Consider the following 19197-nt stretch of genomic DNA (forward strand, 5'->3'; position numbering starts at 1 on the left):
TGCCCGCCCGCCACCGGGCCCGCCGGCGCCGGTGGCACGTCCCGGTAGAATGGCAAGGTGCTGAACGAATTCTGGGCCACCGCGCCAACCCGCTACAAAGTCCTGGTCTTCGGCGCGATGGGACTGATCGCCGTCGGCATCATCCTGAACCTGGTGGGCAACACCAGCGGCAACTCCGCCCTCGCCACCGCATCCCTGCCGCTGATCGGGCTGGGGCTCGTTCTGCACATCGCCGGGATCGTGGTCCGCGGCCAGAGCATCCGCAAGAACCTGCGCCGGTAACCTTTCGGGTGGCTCCGGAGCCTGACGATAGGCTTGAGCCCATGACTATCAATCCGGACCTGCAGGGCAGAAGCTACCCTGCCGCAGAGGTGTACGACGTTGGCCGCGAGAAGATCCGCGAATTTGCCCGCGCCGTCAAGGCCACCCATCCTGCACACTTCGATGTCGATGCCGCCAAAGCCCTGGGCCACACCGACCTGGTTGCCCCGCCAACGTTCGCCATCATCATTGCCCAGCGCGCAGACGCCCAGCTCATCGAGGATCCGGAGGCCGGGATCGACTTCTCGCGCGTGGTCCATGCCGACCAGCGCTTTACCCACCACCGGCCCATCCTCGCCGGGGACCGCCTGGTTGCGGAGCTTCACGTGGACGGTGTCCGTGCCATGGGCGGCGGCGCAATGATCACCACGCGTTCGGAGATCTTCGCCCTTGGCACGGATGACTCCCGGGAACCGGTCACCACCACCACGTCGTCCATCCTGGTCCGCGGAGAGGGACAGTAACCATGAGCCCCACGTTCAACGAACTCAGTGCCGGGCAGGAAATCGGCAGCCGCACCATCGAGGTCACCCGCACCGACCTGGTCAAGTACGCCGGTGCTTCCGGCGACTTCAACCCCATCCACTGGAACGAGGCCTTCGCCACCGGCGTGGAGCTGCCCGGCGTCATTGCGCACGGCATGTTCACCATGGGCTCCGCCGTGCAGCTGGTCAGTGACTGGGCAGGCGACCCGGCCGCCGTCGTCGACTTCCAGACCCGCTTCACCAAGCCCGTCCTGGTCACCGACACCACCGGGACCCCCGAACCCGGCGCCACCATCGAGGTCAGCGGCACCATCGGAAAGCTCGACGCCGAGGCCGGCACCGCGCGTGTTGACCTCACCGTGGTTTCCGCCGGGCAGAAAGTCCTGATGAAGGCCCAGGCCGTCGTCCGCCTTTCCTGAGGCCCCACTGCTATCGGGGGCAACTGTACAAAAGGACTGAGGGAGCTGCCCCGGGGCAGCTCCCTCAGTCCTTTTTGATGAATTGATGCCCGGGTTCAGGAAGCCGAGGCGGCGGCGTTGTAGGTCGTCTGAATGACAGAACCCCAGTATGGTCCGTACATCTTGGTGGAATTGCTCCCGTAACCGTAGCTGTTGACCGAGTTTTGGTACCCGCCGGACGAGCTGCCGATGAACCAGGGACCACCTGAGGAGCCGCCGGTCATGTTGCAGGGGATTCCCTGGGAGTTGAACTGCGGGTTGTAGGGATCGTTGGTTGCTGTGCCCGTGCAGCTCTTGAGGGATTCTCCATTGAAGGGTGCTGCTGCCGGATAGCCGAATGCCTTGTAGCTGAGGCCGCGGGCGGCATTGAACCGGACGCCGGAGGCTCCGACGACGTCTGCAAGGTTGCGGCCGTTCAGCTGTGACATAACGGCGAACCCTGTGTCGTACTGCATGCTGCCCGACGAGCTCCACTGGGTGGGAGCATAGAGGGCTTTGGCCGTCCACTTGCCGTAGGGTGCTGAGCCGTTGAGGTAGGCGGGTACGAAGGTGAACCTGGTTGCGAATGCGCCAGGGCCTTCGTTGAGGCAGTGGCCTGCTGTGGAAACGGTGTTTCTGTTGGTGGAGGCCACGGAGTTGGCGGAGCAGACATAGTCCGCTCCGCCCAGGGTAAAGAACACTTTGCCAATGTGCGGCACCGGGTTCTCACTGGCATTTGCCAGCGGCTGGACTGAGGGGTCCGAACCCTTGATTCTGCTTTCAGCTCCCTTATCGGCTGCTTCGTCGGCGTGCGGAGCGTTGGCCTTCTGCCGCGCCAGTGCCTTCTTCGCGAGCACTTCGCCGGGTATGGCTGCCCGCATCCGTTCCGACGTCCAGTAGTCGGGGTCGCCAGTGCCGGCAGTCCTGGTACTGCTCACGGCGTGAGCTTCCTTGTGATCCGGAGCAGGGGGTGCCGCCGTGGCGCCGGCTGCTGAGGCGAGGGTGAACAGTGCGGCTGTGGAGAGGCTCATAAGGCTTGTGGCCAGAGTCCTGGTAATTGTCATAGCTGTCCTATGCGTTTGCGGGGAAGCGAACCCCTATATGTGATCCGCTGGGGTTGAAGCTACGCAGATATGACAGATTTGTAAATATCAAAGACGACATTTGTTAGTTAATTGTCGCACTTGTTAAAAGGCGATCGGGGTGATGGCGGCGACGGTGGCGCCACGAAGCCGCTTTGGTTTCACTAGTAAGGTGGTCTGGTGACTCCCACGATGCTTTCCGAACTGACCACGGCCGCCGTCGGCGGCCCGGCCGGCGCCTACATCGAGGCCCGGACCGAGGCTGAGATCATCAACGCCGTCCGCGCTGCGGATGCAGCCGGTGAGCCGCTGCTGATCCTTAGCGGTGGCTCCAACCTGCTGATTTCCGACGACGGGTTCCCCGGCACGGTGGTGAGGATCGCCTCGGAAGGGTTTACCGTCAACGCGGAGGACTCCTGCGGAGGCGTTGCCGTGGTGGTTCAGGCCGGGCACAACTGGGACAAACTGGTGGAGCACGCCGTTCTTCACGCCTGGTCCGGGATTGAGGCCCTCGCCGGCATCCCGGGCTCAACCGGCGCAACCCCGGTGCAGAACGTGGGCGCCTACGGCTCGGACGTTTCCCAGACCATCGCTGTTGTCCGCACCTGGGACCGGGAGCGGAATGCCGTGAAAACGTTCACCAATTCAGAGCTGAAGTTCGGCTACCGGGACTCCATCCTGAAGCAGACCACGGTAAACGGCTCGCCCCGCTATGTGGTTCTCACCGTTGAGTTTCAGCTGCCCCTGGGGCGGATGAGCGCCCCCGTCCGGTACGCGGAACTGGCGCGGGCGCTGGGGGTGGAGCAGGGCAAGCGTGCCTACTCCACGGACGTGCGCCGGGAAGTGCTCCGACTGCGTGCTTCGAAGGGCATGGTTTTGGATCCCGAGGACCGGGACACGTACTCCACGGGTTCCTTTTTCACCAACCCCATCGTCCCGGCGGAGGCTGCCGCGGCGCTTCCGGAAGGGGCGCCCCGGTACCCCGCAGCCCAGGACGGGCTGGTGAAGCTTTCCGCTGCGTGGCTTATCGACCAATCCGGCTTCAGCAAGGGCTTTGGCCTGGAGCCCGGCAGTGTCAGCGGGGGCCGCGCGTCCCTGTCCACAAAACACACCCTGGCCATCACCAACCGCGGCTCGGCCAGTGCGGCGGACGTGGTGGCAGTAGCGCGCGAGGTGCGTTCCGGCGTCGAACAGCGCTTTGGCATCACACTGCACCCGGAACCGCTGCTTATCGGCTTGGAACTGTAGCCTGCGCCTCCGCTGGTGCACCGTTTGAAGTTTCGCCCGTTGCCTCGGTGCTGAGTCCCATAACTGCGGAGGCCCAGCCGGCGCTGGCCAGGTAGAGCCCCATAAACAGCCAGACGAGCAGGCCGGGGGCCAGCGGGTTCATGGTTCCGGCCACCACGCAGGTCGCCAAACCGCCGGCGGCGATGGCGAGGGACAGCACCCAGAGAATCCTTCCGGCCCGGGGGTGCCGCCGCCAGTCGCGGAATACCCGCAGCCCGTTGCGGCTCGCACTGATAGCCGGGAAGAGCACCGCGTAGCCGCCGCCCAGGCATAGGGCCAGGGACGGTAAAAGGAGCAGGGGATCGGAGCTGCCGCTCTCCACAAAGCCGGGCAAGGTGACCACCCCCAGGCCCGTTCCCGCCAGGACGGAAACTGTCCCGCCAAGCATCCACTGTTTCGTTTTTGAATCAAGCAACTGCCACAAACTCCCCAAAGTCATGCCTCTACCCTAATGGTCCTGCCAGCGGGACGGTGCGGCGCCTAGGATGGGCCCATGGCTGCGAGGGTGGGGAACCGTGTTGACCGCCGAACCATGGGCAGGCTCCGGCTGGTGTCCCAACGGCTCGTGCCGCTTCCGGCCGTGCCGCCCGCCCTTGGCGGCTCCGGATCCGTAGCCGCGACAGTCCGGTGGATGACGGCAATGCAGGCCCAGGACCTGCAGGCAGCGATCTGGGCTGTGGGCGCCAGGGTACCGGGAGCGGGTTTGAGTGATGTCCGGTCCGCCCTCGATTCGGGTGCTGTGGTCCGGTCGTGGCCGATGCGCGGCACCTTGCACTTCGTGGCGCCTGAGGATCTGCACTGGATGCTGGACCTCACGGCAGAGCGATTAACGAAGAGTATCGCCGCCCGGCACCGCGAATTGGGCATCACCTGGGCGGACATCGAGAAGTGCCGGGGCATTGCGCTGGAACGGATCGCCGGGGGCGGGGCTGCCAGCCGGGCGGAGCTCTTCCAGGTGTTTGACGCCGCGGGGCAGCCCACCGAGGGCCAGCGGGGCATCCACATCCTGGGAACCTTGTGCCGGCACGGCTGGCTGGTGCAGGGGCCGCTGGCCGGGAACCAGCAGCTGATGGTGGGCTTCGAAGACTGGATCCCGGTATCGCGGAAACTTGAGCGGCAGGAGGCCATCGCGGAGTTCCTGCTTCGCTACTTCCGCAGCCATGGCCCGGCAACGATCCGGGACTTCGCCTGGTGGACTCAAATTCCCCTGACCGAGATCCGGGCGGCGTTCGAGGACGTTAAAGGGCAACTCGTGGAGCTTGAGTTCGAGGGCACAAGCTACTGGCTTTCCCCGGAGACGGCGTCCCTGCTCGACTCCGGTCTACCCGGCCAGCGGTCCGTGCTCCTGCTGCCTGGCTTTGACGAGTTTGTGCTGGGCTATACGGACCGGAGCCTGGTCCTGGCGCCCGAGCACGCCAACAAGATCGTCCCTGGCGGCAACGGCGTCTTCAAGAAAACCCTGATGGCCGGGGGAGAGGTGATTGGCACCTGGGCCGTCGAGGGCAGAGGCCAGCGGGCCGCCGTCGTGCCTGAGCTGTTCGACGACGCCCGGCCGCTCGGTCCGGCAGCGCAGGCCGCCTTCGACCGCGCAGCCCGAAGCTACCTCAAGTTCCTCAACACCTGACCGGCTGCACTCACGCGCGGCCCTGCCCCGCATGAGCGGTGCTGGGCAACACCGTTCAAGCGGGGCAGGGCTGTTTTGATATCGGAGCTGCGCCGGTTGTCCACATTTCGCCGGCAAAGGCTGTCATGAGTATTGGACTGCAGCGAGTCTTAGACGATGAAACCGGAGAAGCTCCGGGAATCGGTAGACCAGCGTTGGCCCGGATTCCCGTTGGCTGAATCGGCCGGCGACATGCTGGTCAGGCTCCTGCTGCACATTGGGTATAAAAGGCTTCGTGCCCCAAGTCGAGATTCGCACTCCTGCAGGGCTCTTCCGCGCCGACTTTGCCGACCCGGGAGCGAGGATCACCATCGAGTTCAATGGCGCCGGCAAGTACACGGACTACCGGCCCACGGACGAGGTTCTCCTTGCCGGGCGGCGCCGGGAAAACGCGCTGATTGAAGGGGGCTGGCTGGTTCTAAGGCTCCAATGGAATCACCTTGACCGGCCTGCAGAGCTCAAACGTCGGCTCCAGGACATGTTGGAGCGTTCCCGTAGGCTGTCCGCCTGACAGCAAAAGCGGCCCTGCCCCGCATAAGCGGTCCCCGGGCGGGACCGTTCGTGCGGGGCAGGGCCGCTATTCGGGCAGCTGGTGGGTTACAGGTTCCCGGTGGCGATGTTGAGCATGCGGCGCAGCGGCTCGGCGGCGCCCCAGAGGAGCTGGTCGCCCACGGTGAAGGCGCTGATGTACTGCGGGCCCATCTCCATCTTGCGGATGCGGCCAACCGGGATGTCCAGGGTGCCTGAGGCGGCAACGGGAGTCAGCTCCGCCATGGAGGCTTCCTTGGTGTTCGGCACCACCTTGGCCCATTCGTTGTCCTCGTCCAGGAGCTTCTCGATCTCGGCGACGGACAGGTCCTCGCGGAGCTTGAGGGTGAGGGCCTGGGAGTGGGACCGCATGGCGCCAATGCGGACGCAGAGTCCGTCCATGATCACGCGGTTTTCCTCGCCGGTGCCCAGGATCTTGTTGGTCTCAACCCCGGCCTTCCACTCTTCCTTGGACTGTCCATTGCCGAGGTCGGCGTCAATCCAGGGGATGAGGGAGCCGGCAAGCGGCACGCCGAACTGGGTGGCATCGATGCCGGTGCGCTGGTGGGCAAGGACCTTGCGGTCGATGTCCAGGATGGCCGACGCCGGGTCGTCCAGTTCCGTGCTGACCTCGGCGTTGAGCGTACCGAACTGGCTGAGGAGCTCACGCATGTGCCGGGCCCCGCCGCCGGAGGCAGCCTGGTAGGTCATGGAGGTGCCCCACTCCACCAGCCCGTTCTTGAACAGGCCGCCGAGCCCCATGAGCATGCAGGACACGGTGCAGTTGCCGCCGATGAAGTCCTTGGTGCCGTTCACCAGGCCCTTGTCGATGACGTCCCTGTTGATGGGGTCCAGGACGATGATCGAATCGTCGTTCATGCGCAGTGTGGACGCGGCGTCGATCCAGATGCCGTCCCAGCCGCGGCTGCGGAGCTCACCGTGGACCTGCTTGGTGTAGTCGCCGCCCTGCGCGGTGACAATAATGGGCAGCTTCGCGAGGGTGCCGATGTCGAACGCGTTCTCGAGCTTGCCGGCGCTGCCTTCTGCTGTACCAGCCAGCGAAGGCGCGGCACCTCCTGCGTTCGAGGTGGAGAAGAACACCGGGTTGATGTTGGCGAAGTCGCCCTCGTCCTGCATGCGCTGCATCAGGACGGAACCGACCATGCCGCGCCATCCGACCAGGCCGACGGAAGGGGTAGCTGCTGTAGTCATCCGTCCAGTTTAGACGCCGGAACAGGCAGGGCGCAGTCGGTTACGTCACTACCGCTGGTTAGTTCAACGGCAACATACGACGGCGGAACCCGCCAAGGTGCCTCCTACCAGTCGAACTGGCGGGCGGTGGGTTCGGGGACTCCCCGTACCGCCCTCAGGCGTTTGGCCCTCGAAGCTACATGCGCCATCCGGATGGCGTAAAGCGCGCCGCCCAGCCCGGCCGCGGTCAGGAACAGCGCACTCCACATGGGGGCTTGGCCCCTGCTGGTTGGGCCGGCCACCAAAAGGATGGAGAAGACTCCAAGGGCAGCGAAGACAACCGCCATCAGAAGGAAGCCGACGGCGGACCGCACCTGGGGCTGGGAGCTGGCAGTGACCACTCCGAGTTCATCCTTAGCGTAGCTGTGTAGGCTGCCGTGGACAGTGCGGAACAGGACGCGCTTTTCACCTCGTGACAGCGCGTATTCGTGGTCGGCGCGGATTTGATCATCAAAGTCGGGGCCGCTACCCGCATTGCTGCCTGGATTACCGTTCTTCACGCTAGTCCTGTCGAATCGATTGGATGTTGTCCAGCACCTGGGCAACGCTGAGGCTCATGGCTGGCTTCCGGCTCACTGCGAGACATGTCCTGCGCCTGGTTCCGGTGCCTGCCGCTCTTTCCTCAGCTTTTTGGCCCGGTACTCGTCCCTGGCCATGCCAAAGGTGTACCAGGCGCCGAAACCACCCAGCACGATAGCGAACAGTGCGCCCCACTCCGGGTCTCCACCCTGCCCGAACGAGGCAAGAAACATCACCGAAGAACCAAGGAACAGGAGCCCCAGAAAGGCAGACACAATGCCCATGCCCCACCAGGACCTGACCTGTACCTGGCCTCGGCCGGGAGAAAAACCGATTTCGTCACCGGGGTAGCTGTGCAGTTCGCCGGCGTCGGTTCGCCGCAGGACGCGCTTCTCTCCCCGGGCAAGCGCCGCTTTGTGCTCGGCATATACATCATCGTTGCGGCGTTCACGATCGCGATCGAATGTCATAGTCAGTCCTGACGGATGGTGCGGATCTGGTCAAGCAGGGCAGCGTCGTCAAGGCCTGTGGTTTCAACAATGTCCTTCTGCTGCGCGTTGGCGGTGCCGATGGTCCATGATCCGCCTCCGCCATTTTTCACGTAAAGGGTCTGCCCCGTGGGCTCCTCGCGGCGACGAATTGTTGCGCCCCCCTGCGGGTTATTGTGCAGGTGCTGCCTGATGACCATGCAATTGGCCTCGGCAGCTGTGACATCCGGTCTCTGCGCCATGACCCACCAGGTGAAGTAGGAGCGCGGCTGGAACAGCAAGTGGATGTCCTCACTTTCCATGGCGATCACGCTGTCGCCCCCTTCTGCGGTGAGCAGTGAGATCTCCATGCGGCGACTGGCTGAAGAGAGGACGGCGGCAACTGCCGCGGTGGGTCCTGCCACCGCGAGAAGCCCGTCGCTTTCGGCGGTTGCCAGGCCGCGGGCAACCAGGGAGGATGCGCCCGCGCTCACCATATCCGTATCGCCAAGGTAGTTGCCCACCCGCAAGGCCTCCGCGCTGAGTACTGCTGCGTCACCGCCCCGCAAGCTCGCCAGGGCGGCCATCTCGGCAAATCCATAACCGATGGCGTCGGGGATGGCTTGTGCTGTTGTTTCAGTCATCGTGAGTACCTCTCGTTGTGTGCTCAGAATCCGAAGAAATCGCCGACGTTTTCGGCCGCGTCCCCGGCACTTTCCCATGCCGCCTCGGCACCATCAGCGATGGATCCGCCGATAGCATTGACAGTCTCCTTGACGATGGGGACGTTGTCGTAAATGGCCAGCGCGCCCGATGCGACCATTGCAGCAGTTCCAATGGGCGGCGGCGCGAAGCCTGCTACGCCCAGTCCCGCCTTGACCGCCGAATACCAGGCTCCGCCGTTGTCATCCGGGTTGCCGTTGGTGAAGTTGTTAAACGCGTCGAGGCTATCGAGTCCAACCCCCACCACTCCGACGGCCTTGCCGCCGAACTCGAAGAAGGTAGCAGCCTTGCCGCCATCAACGAGGTTCAAGGCGGTGTCCCACCTGCCGTCGAACAGCTCAGACGACGTGTTGAAATACTGGCTCAGGATGTTTGAATCCTGGAATGCCTTTGCTACCTCGCGGAAGTCCTTGGAGAAGAATTCGCCGATAGAGTCGGCCTTGCCGATGAAAGCGCCAAGATCGAACAGGCCTGCCCGCAAGTTGGGGAAGGCCTTGGTCAGGTTGTAGATGTCCCAGCCGTCCCGGAAGGGCGAGTCCGGGTCTGCGAGCCAGTCCGGTCCCCATGGATTATTGGATGGCGGGCGGCCCGTGCCCCGGCCACCGACGCTGCCTGGCACGCCCGTACCGGGTCCGCCCGTGCCAGGCACGGCGCTCCCGGTGCTGCTCGCCCTGTCCTGTTCATCGGCGTTGGCGAGCAAGAGCTTTGATTCCTGATTCAGGCGTGACGCCGTCTTCTGTAGGAGCGCCCGGTGGCTGCCGTTCCAGTCCGAACGGAAGTGCTCGGCGTCCTGGCCCTTCCACGCCGGAGTGTTGTTGATCTGGCCGCTCAGCTGCGTGGACTGCTGCAGCAACAGGTCTGCCGTCTTACTGAACTGCCGTGCCAGCGTGCGCAGCTGGTCAACGTCGGCACCCCACAGATTTCCTGACACCTGGCTTCCCCCAATATTCGAGCAGCTCCTGACGGCTGCAGGCCCAGCCTAGTAACAACCTGGTTCGGGCGCGATGGGGTGGCCTCCCCATGACCCGGGCAGTTGCGTCGGCTAGTGGCGCTCCGGTTTCTCCAGTACGGCGGCTTTCCGGGCCCGCAGGGCAAAGAAGGCACCGAAGGCGAACGCCTGGGTCACCACCACCAGCACGATGGCTCCGGCGATTTTGTTGCCGCCCAGGATCATGGTGAGCCCAACGATGGCGGACAGCAGCGCCAGCAGGGGGAGCAGCATGTAGCCCAGCACAAAAAGGGTTTCCGGTTTCTTCAACATTCCTAGCCCTCAGTCCTTGACCATTTAGTAAACCTGTAGCGTGTCCCATTGGCGGCCGTGAGCCACCCGTCCGGCGGGACCGAGGCGGACGCTTCCCAGCTGGTGCCAAGCTCGGGGGCGAAAGTGTCGCCGTCGGCATCGACGTCGATGGTGGTGACCACCGCGACGTTGGCGAGCTCGGTGGACTGGCGGAAAATCTCGCCGCCGCCCAGGATCCAGACGGTTTCGCCGCCGTCGACGAACTGGGACTCAAGCAACGCGTCATCAAGGGAGGGGACCACGACGGCGCCCTCCGCCTCGGGCGTGTCCGCCCAGCTTTTCTGCCGGGTGATCACGATGTTGGTCCGGCCGGGCAGGGGGCGGTACTTCTCCGGAAAGGACAGCCAGGTCTTGCGGCCCATCACCACAGGGTGGCCCATGGTCAGCCGGTTGAAGTGCTTGAGGTCCTCGGGCAGGTGCCAGGGCATGTCGCCGTCTTTGCCGATGACCCCGTCGGGAGTCTGGGCCCACACCAGGCCCACGCCCGTTACCGACGCGGCCAGTTCCTCGGTGAAGGACTGCGGATCGGTCGAATTCTCCGTGCTCATACCGCGATCGGAGCCTTGATCGTGGGGTGGTGCTGGTAGCCCACCACTTCGAAGTCCGCCACGGTGTAGTCGAAGATCGAGGCCGGTTTCCGGATGATCTTCAGCTGCGGGTACTCGTACGGCTGCCGGTCCAGCTGCTTGAGGACCTGGTCCATGTGGTTCTCGTAGATGTGCACATCGCCACCGGTCCAGACGAATTCGCCCGGCTCGAGTCCCACCTGCTGTGCCACCATGCAGGTGAGCAGCGCATAGGAGGCGATATTGAACGGCACGCCCAGGAACATGTCCGCGGAGCGCTGGTACAGCTGGCATGAGAGCTTGCCATCGGCCACATAGAACTGGAAAAACGCGTGGCACGGCGGCAGTGCCATGTCATCGAGTTCGGCGACGTTCCAGGCCGAGACGATGTGACGGCGGGAGTCCGGATTGGATTTCAGGTTCTTGACGAGTTCAGCGATCTGGTCGATGTGCCCGCCGTCCGGGGTGGGCCAGCTGCGCCACTGGACGCCGTAGACGGGTCCCAGGTCGCCGTCGGCATCGGCCCACTCATTCCAGATAGTGACGCCCTGGTCCTGCATCCATTTCACGTTCGTTTCGCCGCGCAGGAACCACAGGAGTTCTACTGCCACGGACTTGAAATGGACCCGCTTAGTGGTGATCAGCGGGAAACTCCTGCCGAGGTCAAAGCGCATTTGGCGCCCGAAAACGCTGGTGGTTCCGGTTCCAGTGCGGTCCGATTTGTGCGTGCCGGAAGCCAGGACATCGCGCAGGAGGTCTTCATAAGGCGTTGGGATGCTCACGGCTCAAGTCTACTTTGGTTGCCACCGCCGGCAGCCCAGCCGCACCTAGTCGTCAAAAGGCTTGAACTGCTCCACGGCAACAATCCGGTTTTTAGCGCCCGGAGCCACATGGCACACCACCAGTTCGCCGGGGGACAGGTATGGTTCGTCCGCCGGCAGGAGGGCGCTCAGGTGCGACGGCATGTGTTTGGCCAGCTGCCCGAACACGGTGGGCAGCGCCGGGCGATGGGTGCAGACGGCGACTGGACGCTGCTTATCGAGCAGGGCCTCGATGACTGCCGCGGTCTTCTTGGGACTCCGTTGGTGCCGGTGCTCGGTGAGGGCTTCGGCCAGCTTCACCTTCGCGCCGGTTGCCTTGGCATACGGCGCAACCGTGGCGACGCACCGGAGCCACGGGCTGGTGACAACCCGGGGCGGCTTCCACGCCTGAAGCAGCCGGCCGACAGCCTGGGCCTGACGCGTTCCGGTGGCAGCCAAGGGCCGCTCGCCTTCCGCCTTGGTCCATGACGAGCGGGGTTTCGCTTTGGCATGGCGGACCACCAGGAAGGGCCAGGTGTCCAGTTCCCCGCGCTCGTGGGCCTGGCGCAAGCACTCAAGGGGCTCGACGTCGGACGGATTGGAAAGCAGCCTGGCCGCCTTTTCCGGGGCGCACCACATCACACTGTCCACCTCTTTGCCGTCCGGCACCAGCCTTCCACCACCGTTGACTTTGATGGCCCAGTAATGCACCACCTTCAGGCCGGACGCCACGTGGTAATGGATGGGCGGCAGGGGAATCCCCAAGGGCGCGTCCAGCCCGATCTCCTCCCGGACTTCCCGGACGGCGCATTCGGGGACGGTCTCGCCGTCGTCGATCTTGCCCTTCGGCCAGGACCAGTCGTCATAACGGGGCCGGTGGATCAGCAGGACTTCAAGCTGGTCCTTCGTGACCCTCCAGGGCAGGGCGCCGGCAGCGGTGACTGCTACCGGTTCTCCTGGGTGGTCTGTCTGGTCTGCTACGAGTGCGTCGCTCGACAAAACAGCAGCCCTTACCGTCGGCTCAGGCTGCGCTGCCGAGGCCGCGACGCCAACAGGAAGGACTGGACGTCCTCAAGTTTCCTGCCGTCGTCGGCCAGATGGTGACGTGACCAGTTCCCCTCGTTGTCCAGGTGCCAGCTCGCGGTTTCCGGGGCCATGTAGCGGCGCAACAGGTCCAGGACATAGTTGATGTCATCGGGAGCGCCCAGCTGGACCAGGGCCTCCACCCGTCGGTCCAGGTTGCGGTGCATCATGTCCGCGGAGCCGATATACACCACCGGATCCCCGCCGTTGGCGAAGGCGAACACGCGGGAGTGCTCCAGGAACCTGCCCAGGACGGAGCGGACGGTGATGTTGTCGCTGAGCCCCGGCACTCCGGGGCGCAGCGAGCAGATGCCGCGGACCACGACGTCCACCTTCACCCCGGCCTGGGATGCCCGGTACAGCGAATCGATGATGGCCTCGTCCACCATGGAGTTGACCTTGATCTGGACGCGGGCCGGCAGCCCGGCGCGGGCGTTCCGGATCTCGGTTTCGATCCGGTCGATCAGCCCGGAACGCACCGAACGGGGCGCAACCAGAAGCCGCTTGAAAGTTGACTTGGGGGCGTAGCCGGAGAGCTGGTTGAAGAGCTTGGAAAGGTCCTCGCCCACCTGGTCGTTCGCGGTCAGGAGGCCCAGGTCCTCGTAGTAGCGGGCGGTGCGCGGATGGTAGTTGCCTGTCCCGATGTGGCAGTAGCGGCGCAGCCCGTCCACTTCCTGGCGCACTACCAGTGAGAGCTTGCAGTGGGTCTTCAGGCCGACGATGCCGTACACCACGTGCACGCCGGCCTGTTCCAGCTTCCGGGCCCAGGAGATGTTCGCCTGCTCGTCAAACCTTGCCTTGATCTCCACCAGGGCCAGGACCTGCTTGCCGGCCTCGGCCGCATCGATCAGGGCATCAACGATGGGGGAGTCGCCGGACGTGCGGTACAGGGTCTGCTTGATGGCCTGGACCTTGGGGTCCGCTGCGGCCTGCTCAAGGAAGGCCTGGACCGAGGTGGAGAATGAGTCGTACGGGTGATGGAGCAGGATGTCCCGGCGGCGCATCGCCGCAAAGACGTTGGCGGCCTTGGAGGTCTCGGACTCGTTCAGGTACCGGGAGGTGTGCGGAACGTGCTTGGGGTAGTGCAGGTCGGCGCGGTCGATACCCGCAATCACCGACAGGCCCCGGAGGTCCAGCGGGGCTGGGACCGAGTAGACTTCGGATTCCTCAACGCCCAGTTCCCGGATCAGCAGCGCCCGGATGTTGGGGTTGATGTCGTTGGTGACCTCCAGCCGCACAGGGGGGCCGAAGCGGCGGCGCAGCAATTCCTTTTCGAGCGCCTGCAGCAGGTTCTCGGCGTCGTCCTCTTCGACCTCCACATCCTCGTTCCGGGTGACCCGGAAGGTGTGGTGCTCCAGGACCTCCATCCCGGCAAACAGCTTGTCCAGGTGAACGGCAATGACTTCCTCAAGCGCGATGAAGCGCGCCACCCGGCCTGCTACCGCTCCGGCACGCGGGCCGTCGATGGAGATGAGCCGCGGCAGCTGGTCCGGCACCTTGACGCGGGCGAACAGTTCCTTGTCGCTGACGGGGTTCCGCACCACGACGGCCAGGTTCAGGGAGAGACCCGAAATGTAGGGGAACGGGTGCGCCGGGTCCACCGCCAGGGGCGTCAGGATGGGGAACACCTTTTCGGCGAACATCTGGCTGAGTTGCTGCTTGGCCGCATCATCGAGTTCGTCCCAGTGCATGAGGTGGATGTGCTCGTACGCCAGGGCCGGGCGGATCTGTTCCGCGAAGACCCGCGCGTGGCGCTGCTGAAGCCGGTGGGCTTCCTCCCCGATTTTTTCAAGCACTTCCACCGGGCTCAGGCCCGCGGGTGAGGGGACCGCCAGTCCGGTGGCGATGCGCCGCTTCAGGCCGGCCACGCGGACCATAAAGAACTCGTCCAGGTTTGACGCGAAAATGGACAGGAAGCTGACGCGTTCCAGCAGGTGCAGGGACGCGTCTTCGGCGAGCTCAAGGACCCTGGAGTTGAAGCTGAGCCAGCTCAGTTCCCGGTCAAGGAACCGGTCCGGCCGGATGTCGCCCTCAGGTTCCAGGTTCGGCGCAAAATCCGGAATGTCGATCCGGTCCTGCGTGGCCCGCGACGCCGGAACCTCCGAGGAGCCGAATCGGGCGCGCACGGGGACTGGAGTCTCTTGGGACGTGGCTGCTCCGGAAGGTTCCGGGTTCATGGCATCTCCTTACCTGGCGCTTGATACTGCCGTTTCCGGCCGGCGCGGTTCTGTTTCAACCATACAAGCATTCAGTGCCCGGGGGCCTTTGATTTAGCGCCTTTGGACGCCTGCGTCAGGGGATTGGACTAACCCGCAGCCGGGCCGTACATCACGTCCATGTCCCAGCGGGTGAAGCCCAGCCGGCGGTACAGGGAGACAGCCGGGGCATTATCGGCATCGACGTACAGCATGACCGCGTGCAGCCCCAAGTCCTGCAGGTACTTGATGCCCGCCACCGTCAGGGCTTTGCCCAGGCCTGAACCCTGGGCTTCCGGGGTCACCCCCACCACGTAGATTTCACCGATCGCCGGGTGTGTGCCGTGGCTCGGATGCACCTTGGTCCAGTGGTATCCCAGCAGTCGGCCGTTCCCGTTCACCGCAAGGAGGAAGCCCGCGGGGTCAAACCAATCCTCAGCCATCCGGGCATCAAGGTCCGCGCGGGTGAGGCTGCCCTGCTCCGGGTGGTGGGAAAAGGCGGCGCGGTTGGCCGACAGCCAGGCATCCTCATCCTGGCCGGGAACAAAGGCCCGGATCACGACGCCTGCCGGAAGGGCGACGTCGGGAAGGTCCGCCGCCGCCGTCGTCATCCGCATCTTCCACAGCTCCCGCACGGGGACGTAGCCGTAGCGTGCGGCAAGGTCGGCCGCCGCTTCATGGTTGCCGTGCGACCACGCCTTCAGTCCTTGCAGCCCGCGCCGGTCCTGAAGGGCACCAACGAGGCGGTCGGCGACACCCTGGTTGCGGTAGCTGGGGTGCACGGCGATTTCCACCACGCCGTTGCCGTCCGGCTCTTCGATCACAGCGGCGAAGCCTGCAAGGTCCTGGCCGGAAGACGGATCAGAGTCCTCGTCCGGGGCATAGAGGGCCAAGGTCAGCAGCTTGTGTTCGGCGGAATCGCCTGCGCGCATGCTGATGAGGGTCTGCTCTGAGATGGATGGGTTGCCGTCCGACTCTTCCGCCGCCGACAGGAGACCGATGCAGTCCTTCAGGAGCTGCCGGTCAACACCGCCTTGCACAACATGGACGGGCCACTTCTCAGGGTGCGCTGGAGTCATGAGGCAAGGCTATACGGGTTCGCCGGATGCCGGACCGCGAAGCCCGCGTCAGGCTTCCGTCAACTCGTCTTCCTGCTGGCGCACGAGGGTGAGCCGGTAGCCAACGTTGCGGACAGTGCTGATGAGGTTTTCGTGGTCGGCGCCCAGCTTGGCGCGCAGGCGCCGGACGTGGACATCCACGGTACGGGTGCCGCCGTAGTAGTCGTAGCCCCATACTTCGGTGAGCAACTGCTGCCGGGTGAATACGCGGCCGGGGTGCTGCGCCAGGTACTTCAGGAGTTCGAATTCCTTGAACGTCAGGTTCAGGGGTGCCCCGTTCACGCGGGCGGTGTAGCTCGCCTCATCGATGACGACGCCGGCGGCGCGGATCTCGGACGGCGTGTCCTCCTGCTCCGGGACGGCACGGGCGACCGACAGCCGGATACGGGCCTCCACCTCGGCGGGGCCGGCTGATTCCAGCACGATGTCGTCCACAGCCCAGGCAGAGGAGACAGCAGCCATGCCGCCTTCGGTGAGGATCAGCACCAGCGGGGCGCTGAGCCCGGTGGCCTTGAGGAGCTGGGTGAGGGAACGGGCGCCGACCAGGTCCTTGCGGGCATCCAGCAGCACAATGTCGCAGGGGTCGGTCTCCAGCAGCGCTGTTGGCTCGGCGGGGAGGATATGAACGCGGTGGTTCAGCAATTCCAGGGCAGGCAGAATGTCCACCGAAGAACCGGTGCTGTTCGTCAGTAACAGGATGTGCGACATTGTTCCTCCAAGGGCCGTCCGCGCATCGTTGGGCGACTGAACCGGATTTTCACCGGCCGGTACTGGCTCCCTGCCACGGTTTGGGCCTCTGCCAATGGCAGCGGTCCGGCCACTTCAGCAGGGAACGTAGCTGAGCTCCGAGTATACCCGCAGGCCCTGCCCGCACCATTGATTCAGCCCTGGCGGGGGTACGTTTTGCGACATAACCCGTTCATATAGGGCAGGATTGTGGCAGGGCCGGATGCCCTGCCGCCGAGGGCGGACCGCCCTCGAAGGTCAACGCAGGATGGGATGCATCGCAGTGAGTGCACAGACTAAGCCCGGGCCGGGATCCGTATGACGGCGGACCTGCAGGCGCCCGCGCGCTCCCTGGGCTCGTGGACCATCGGCGTGGTGGGCATCGCCGGGCTGGCAGCCATCATCGCGGGGGTCTACACGTCCCGCGAGGCCCTCGTCGCCGTTGCCGTGGCCAGCGCCGCTGCGGTAGGCATCGGCTGGCCGCACTTCCTCCGGATTCCTGCCAAAAAGACGCTCGCGGCGGTGATTGCCCTGGCCGGGGCCGGCTCGGCGCTCGCTGCCGCGTACGCTCCCGCCCCCGGCTACCTCGACTGGACGCCCCCCTTTATTGCACTCGGTATGATGGCCGTTTTTGTGGTGCAGCTCATCCGCGGAACAGGGCAGGCGCAGCGGCTGGAGTCAACTCTCGGCTGCTCGGCAGGAGTGCTGCTCGCCTGCCTGGGCGCGGGCTGGATCGCCGGCGCCCGGTTCAACGGGGTGCGAGAGATGCTGCTCGTGGCGGCCATCAGCGCGGCCGTTGCCTTGCTGGCAGGATTGATCAGGTGGCCGGACAGTATTATTGCGCCCCTGGGCATCGTTCTCGCGGGACTTGCCGGTCCGCTCGCCGGGCTGGTGCTCTCGGATATCGCGGTCCTGCCGGCCGCCATCTTTGGTGTGGTGGTAGGTGCGGTCCTGGTGAGTTTCCGCCGGCTCGTAACGCTGCGCGGCGCTCCGATTAATGTTCCTGCTGCCTTTAGCATGGGCCTGGCGCCTGTCTCGGCGGTGGGTTCCCTGGCTTACTTCATAGACAAACTACTCATCTACTAACGCGTTAGGATGGCATCATGTCCGTACTTGCTTTTGAAATCTTCTTCCTTGTCCTGCTCGGCATCGCCAGCCTTTCCATGGCATGGTTTGCCGGCTTTGTGGTCTACCGCCTGTTCAAAGGCCAGAAGTAGACCCTTTCCGGAGCTAGCCGTTTTCCGAGGTAATTGCTGTGCCGATTGAGATTCCCACCGACTTGACCCCAGAACTTGTCCCGCTTTCCTGGCTCATTGGTGAGTGGGAAGGCCGCGGCCGGCTGGGCACAGGGGACGAGGGCTCGGAGCACTTCCTGCAGCGTGTGTCCTTCACCCACAACGGGCTGCCCTACCTGCAGTACCGTGCGGAGAGCTGGCTGACGGACGACGACGGCACACGCCTGCGGCCGCTGACCGTCGAGACCGGCTTCTGGGCGCTGGAGCGCAAACAACTGGATGCCGACGGCGGCCCTGGCCTGATCCCCGCGGACATCGTTCCTGCATTGAAGAGCGCCGATGAGGTGGAAGCCCTCCGCAACAGCGAGGGCGGCTTCGATATCTCGGTGTCCATCTCGCATCCCGGAGGTATCTCCGAGCTGTACTACGGACAGATCAAGGGACCGCAGATCCAGCTCACCACCGACATGGTGATGCGCGGGAGCCACTCCAAGGACTACAGCGCGGCCACGCGCATATTCGGCCTGGTGGACGGCAACCTGCTCTGGCGCTGGGATGTCGCCGTTGGTGGCAAAGAGGGCAAGGGACTGGAAGCACACGCCTCCGCCTTCCTCCAAAAAGTCTCCTGACCCTACCCGGTCCGGAAAACGAAAGCGGGTCGCGGCACGTGAAAGATCCCCAGAACGTTCAGGCTTCCGGAAGTCCACGGGACTACAGCGACCTGAAAGCCGTTTTTTTCAACGGGACCTTGAAGAGGTCGCCCCAGACCAGCAATACGGACGGGCTGATCAACATCAGCCGGCTCATCATGGAAAAGCAGGGCGTCAGCACCCGTGTGATCCGCACGGTGGACCACGATATTGCCAGCGGCGTCTACCCGGACATGACCCAGTACGGCTGGCCCACGGATGAATGGCCTCAGCTGTATCCGGCGGTGCAGGAAGCGGACATCGTGGTGGTGGCCGGGCCCATTTGGCTCGGCGACAACTCCTCCCAGACCAAGAAGCTCATCGAACGCCTCTACGCCCACTCCGGTGAACTCAACAGCAAGGGCCAGTGGGCGTTCTACCCGAAGGCGGGCGGCTGCCTGATCACGGGCAATGAAGACGGCATCAAGCACTGCGCCATGAATGTCCTGTACAGCCTGCAGCACATCGGCTTCAGCATTCCGCCGCAGGCGGATGCCGGGTGGATCGGGGCTGTTGGTCCGGGCCCGAGCTACCTTGACGAGGGCTCCGGCGGTCCCGAAACCGACTTCACCAACCGGAACGCCACGTTTATGACCTGGAACCTCCTGCACCTGGCCCGGATTCTCAAGGACGCCGGCGGATACCCGGACTACGGCAACCTCCCCCAGGAATGGGCAGCAGGGACGCGCTTCGATTTTGAGAATCCGGAATACCGCTGACCT

At 64.6% G+C, this 19197-nt stretch carries 23 protein-coding genes; 9 read left to right on the forward strand and 14 right to left on the reverse strand.

The genetic code is table 11. The features are described 5' to 3' along the window. The first annotated feature begins 57 nt into the window (after positions 1–57). The 3 genes from G6R19_RS01975 to G6R19_RS01985 are packed head-to-tail and all read left to right on the forward strand — an operon-like array spanning position 58 to position 1225. Positions 58–282: a DUF3188 domain-containing protein gene (locus G6R19_RS01975; protein ID WP_163161810.1), complete on the forward strand. Its 225-nt coding sequence runs from the start codon at positions 58–60 to the stop codon at positions 280–282. A 41-nt stretch (positions 283–323) separates the two neighbouring features. Next, positions 324–785 carry a MaoC family dehydratase N-terminal domain-containing protein gene (locus G6R19_RS01980; RefSeq protein ID WP_163161812.1) on the forward strand — a complete coding sequence of 154 codons (462 nt, stop codon included), beginning with the start codon at positions 324–326 and terminating at the stop codon, positions 783–785. A gap of 2 nt (positions 786–787) precedes the next feature. Then, a complete protein-coding gene (locus tag G6R19_RS01985) occupies positions 788–1225 on the forward strand; it encodes a MaoC family dehydratase (protein WP_163161814.1) in 438 nt (145 codons plus the stop codon). 95 nt (positions 1226–1320) lie between these two features. Here the strand turns inward: G6R19_RS01985 and G6R19_RS01990 are convergent, their stop codons facing one another. Then, positions 1321–2307: a hypothetical protein gene (locus G6R19_RS01990; protein WP_163161816.1), complete on the reverse strand. Its 987-nt coding sequence runs from the start codon at positions 2305–2307 to the stop codon at positions 1321–1323. 198 nt (positions 2308–2505) lie between these two features. Here G6R19_RS01990 and G6R19_RS01995 point away from each other — a divergent pair, with 198 nt between their 5' ends. Beyond that, positions 2506–3573 carry a UDP-N-acetylmuramate dehydrogenase gene (locus G6R19_RS01995; RefSeq protein WP_163161818.1) on the forward strand — a complete coding sequence of 356 codons (1068 nt, stop codon included), beginning with the start codon at positions 2506–2508 and terminating at the stop codon, positions 3571–3573. Here G6R19_RS01995 and G6R19_RS02000 read toward each other — a convergent pair. Beyond that, positions 3554–4051: a hypothetical protein gene (locus G6R19_RS02000; protein ID WP_163161820.1), complete on the reverse strand. Its 498-nt coding sequence runs from the start codon at positions 4049–4051 to the stop codon at positions 3554–3556. The genes G6R19_RS01995 and G6R19_RS02000 overlap by 20 nt on opposite strands. Positions 4052–4105: 54 nt before the next feature. Between G6R19_RS02000 and G6R19_RS02005 the strand changes: the two genes are divergently transcribed. Both G6R19_RS02005 and G6R19_RS02010 read left to right on the forward strand, forming a co-directional pair. Continuing rightward, positions 4106–5236 carry a winged helix DNA-binding domain-containing protein gene (locus tag G6R19_RS02005; protein ID WP_163161822.1) on the forward strand — a complete coding sequence of 377 codons (1131 nt, stop codon included), beginning with the start codon at positions 4106–4108 and terminating at the stop codon, positions 5234–5236. A gap of 274 nt (positions 5237–5510) precedes the next feature. After that, complete coding sequence (locus G6R19_RS02010; protein WP_163161824.1) at positions 5511–5786, forward strand: hypothetical protein; 276 nt, start codon at positions 5511–5513, stop codon at positions 5784–5786. 86 nt (positions 5787–5872) lie between these two features. Here the strand turns inward: G6R19_RS02010 and asd are convergent, their stop codons facing one another. The 12 genes from asd to G6R19_RS02070 form a co-directional block, all read right to left on the reverse strand. Continuing rightward, positions 5873–7015 carry an aspartate-semialdehyde dehydrogenase gene (gene asd, locus G6R19_RS02015; protein ID WP_163161826.1) on the reverse strand — a complete coding sequence of 381 codons (1143 nt, stop codon included), beginning with the start codon at positions 7013–7015 and terminating at the stop codon, positions 5873–5875. A 104-nt stretch (positions 7016–7119) separates the two neighbouring features. Further along, positions 7120–7554: a phage holin family protein gene (locus G6R19_RS02020; protein ID WP_163161828.1), complete on the reverse strand. Its 435-nt coding sequence runs from the start codon at positions 7552–7554 to the stop codon at positions 7120–7122. A gap of 72 nt (positions 7555–7626) precedes the next feature. Continuing rightward, positions 7627–8043, reverse strand: coding sequence for a hypothetical protein (locus G6R19_RS02025; RefSeq protein WP_163161830.1), 417 nt, complete (start codon positions 8041–8043; stop codon positions 7627–7629). 2 nt (positions 8044–8045) lie between these two features. Then, positions 8046–8684, reverse strand: a complete 639-nt coding sequence (locus G6R19_RS02030; RefSeq protein ID WP_163161832.1) for a hypothetical protein — start codon at positions 8682–8684, stop codon at positions 8046–8048. Positions 8685–8707: 23 nt separating this feature from the next. Beyond that, positions 8708–9694, reverse strand: coding sequence for a WXG100 family type VII secretion target (locus G6R19_RS02035; RefSeq protein WP_240341730.1), 987 nt, complete (start codon positions 9692–9694; stop codon positions 8708–8710). Between the two features lie 111 nt (positions 9695–9805). Beyond that, a complete protein-coding gene (locus tag G6R19_RS02040; protein WP_163161834.1) occupies positions 9806–10024 on the reverse strand; it encodes an NF038396 family protein in 219 nt (72 codons plus the stop codon). A gap of 2 nt (positions 10025–10026) precedes the next feature. Continuing rightward, positions 10027–10611: a dihydrofolate reductase gene (locus tag G6R19_RS02045; protein ID WP_163161836.1), complete on the reverse strand. Its 585-nt coding sequence runs from the start codon at positions 10609–10611 to the stop codon at positions 10027–10029. Then, the gene (locus G6R19_RS02050) at positions 10608–11411 is read right to left on the reverse strand and encodes a thymidylate synthase (RefSeq protein WP_163161838.1); all 804 of its coding nucleotides are present in this window, start codon (positions 11409–11411) and stop codon (positions 10608–10610) included. The genes G6R19_RS02045 and G6R19_RS02050 overlap by 4 nt, the downstream gene beginning before the upstream one ends. A 45-nt stretch (positions 11412–11456) precedes the next feature. Continuing rightward, entirely contained in the window at positions 11457–12428 is a 972-nt protein-coding gene (locus G6R19_RS02055) for an NUDIX hydrolase (RefSeq protein WP_163161840.1), read from the reverse strand. Between the two features lie 11 nt (positions 12429–12439). Then, positions 12440–14689: an RNA degradosome polyphosphate kinase gene (locus tag G6R19_RS02060; protein ID WP_163161842.1), complete on the reverse strand. Its 2250-nt coding sequence runs from the start codon at positions 14687–14689 to the stop codon at positions 12440–12442. A gap of 128 nt (positions 14690–14817) precedes the next feature. Next, positions 14818–15786, reverse strand: coding sequence for a mycothiol synthase (gene mshD / locus G6R19_RS02065; protein WP_163161844.1), 969 nt, complete (start codon positions 15784–15786; stop codon positions 14818–14820). 48 nt (positions 15787–15834) lie between these two features. Next, entirely contained in the window at positions 15835–16533 is a 699-nt protein-coding gene (locus G6R19_RS02070) for a response regulator transcription factor (RefSeq protein ID WP_163161846.1), read from the reverse strand. Between the two features lie 336 nt (positions 16534–16869). On the opposite strand from G6R19_RS02070, the gene G6R19_RS02075 reads away from it, so the two are divergent. From G6R19_RS02075 to G6R19_RS02085, 3 genes are all read left to right on the forward strand, one after another. After that, the gene (locus G6R19_RS02075; protein ID WP_163161849.1) at positions 16870–17637 is read left to right on the forward strand and encodes a permease; all 768 of its coding nucleotides are present in this window, start codon (positions 16870–16872) and stop codon (positions 17635–17637) included. Between the two features lie 169 nt (positions 17638–17806). Next, entirely contained in the window at positions 17807–18415 is a 609-nt protein-coding gene (locus G6R19_RS02080; protein ID WP_163161851.1) for an FABP family protein, read from the forward strand. A gap of 38 nt (positions 18416–18453) precedes the next feature. After that, positions 18454–19194: a flavodoxin family protein gene (locus G6R19_RS02085; protein WP_163161853.1), complete on the forward strand. Its 741-nt coding sequence runs from the start codon at positions 18454–18456 to the stop codon at positions 19192–19194. Positions 19195–19197: the final 3 nt, after the last annotated feature.

Origin of the sequence: Arthrobacter sp. Alg241-R88, assembly GCF_900537115.1 — a bacterium.
Taxonomy (GTDB): Bacteria; Actinomycetota; Actinomycetes; order Actinomycetales; family Micrococcaceae; genus Arthrobacter.